General features: G+C 53.3%; 1 protein-coding gene and 1 pseudogene. Both read right to left on the minus strand.

Annotation, left to right across the window (positions count from 1 at the left end; all coding sequences use genetic code 11):
• On the minus strand, positions 1–1,524 hold a 1,524-nt coding region (locus ABYP39_RS18290), incomplete at its 3' end, for a TonB-dependent receptor (protein WP_372784064.1).
• A 14-nt stretch (positions 1,525–1,538) separates the two neighbouring features.
• Positions 1,539–1,707, minus strand: a pseudogene (locus ABYP39_RS18295) (bifunctional D-altronate/D-mannonate dehydratase); the annotation flags it as partial.

Genomic DNA, 1,707 nt, shown 5'->3' on the forward strand with positions numbered 1-1,707 from the left:
ATAGGTAGCATAAACCATGGACGAATCACCCAGATCGTACTGCAGGGAAAAGGTCCCTGTCACGGCCGTGTCCGATACTTCTGCATGGGGTACGCTCACGCTGGTATTTGCGGCGGACAATGGCAAGCCGGTGGCAGATTCTTCCAGTCGCTGGTAGCTGGTAAAGGCTGCTCCGAGCGTTTCATCGATATAGCGCAAACCCATAGTCGTGTGCCAACGATCACTTACATGCCAGGTAGCCTGACCAAAAACACCCAGATTCGTTGTATCGATCTGGTTCCAGAAACCGGCCTCCTGATTGATGCTACCGACATTAAGGGGAATCACCAAAGGATCGTCGGTGTAAAGGTTCGCGGCATAGTTCGCAGTAATGTCGGTCACCCGGCGGTCGAAGGTATTCACCAGCTTGTTATCAAACCAGAGCGCGCCCAGCGTGTATTCCAACACTTCATTATCGAGAGAGGATATCCGCAACTCCTGAGTGAAGGTTTCGATCGTGCGGGGGCCGCCATTGGATTCGAGATTGGCATTGGCACCGTCCAAAGCGGCAGCGGACGTATCAGCAAATATATCGGCTTCGCGCAGCCCTGTTACGCTCGACAATGTGTGGCTACCCAAATCCCAATTAACAAGCAGGGTGAGCGCCTCTGTTTCCGAGTCACTTTCGGTGCCGTTTATAGTCCGGGCCTGGCGATTTTCTTCGCTCGCGTTGATCGGGTCATTGCTGCGTTCTATGCCCGGGTTTGCGCTGCGCTGCACCATGGGATAAGACTCGCCGTCGAACTCCGAGTACTCTCCAATCAAGGACAAAGTTAAAACATCATTGACGTCCCACTTGAATTTAAGCCTCGCGCCCTGGCTCTCGCTCGACGGGATTTGATCGTCGGTAGCCAGATCGTAAATGTGGCCATCCGTAGATTTTTTATAAATGGTGAGGCGCGCCCCCAGCGCATCAGTTAGAGGTCCACTCAGACTGGCCTGAAACTTCCACATATCACTGTCAAAATCGCCGGCCTGATCATAGCTGTAACGTGCCCGCGCCTCGAATTCGGAGTGAGGATCGCGGGTAATAACGTGAATCAGTCCGGCGGAAGCATTTTTGCCAAAGAGCGTTCCCTGTGGCCCGCGCAGTACTTCCACGCGTTCGACGTCAGCAAAATCAAAGTTAGCCAGACTGGTGCGAGCCAGGGGCACGTTGTCCAGCACCACCGAGACATTGGGTTCTACCGCGGAACTGAATACATCGGTGCCAACACCGCGAATCCGGATGGAGTTGTTCTTGGGGCTGTCTCCCGGTGTGAACTTAAGGGACGGCACGAGCCGACTGAGATCAGAAACACTATTGATCTCATTATTTTCCAGCATCCGTCCGCTGATAGCTGTGATCGCCATCGGCACATCCTGCATGCTCTGCTCCCGCTTTTGCGCGGTTACAATCACTTCTTCAAGCTGCGCCAAACTCAGAGAGTTCAAACTGATTGTCGCTGCCGCCAACGCAGTACTTTTCATTACCAAAATTCGCATGGGGTTACCTGTGATTACCAGTTAAACAAGGTGCCATCTTCAAGCCGGTTTACCGGAAGATAAGCACGCTCGTAGGGATATTTCGCCGCCAGTTCTTCGTTGATATCAACGCCGTGCCCGGGGGTGTCGCCCACTTTCAAATAGCCATCCTGGAAGTGGTAATCGTGCGGAAAGACTTCGTCG

It is taken from the genome of Litorivivens sp. (assembly GCF_041625495.1).
Taxonomy (GTDB): Bacteria; Pseudomonadota; Gammaproteobacteria; order Pseudomonadales; family Spongiibacteraceae; genus Litorivivens.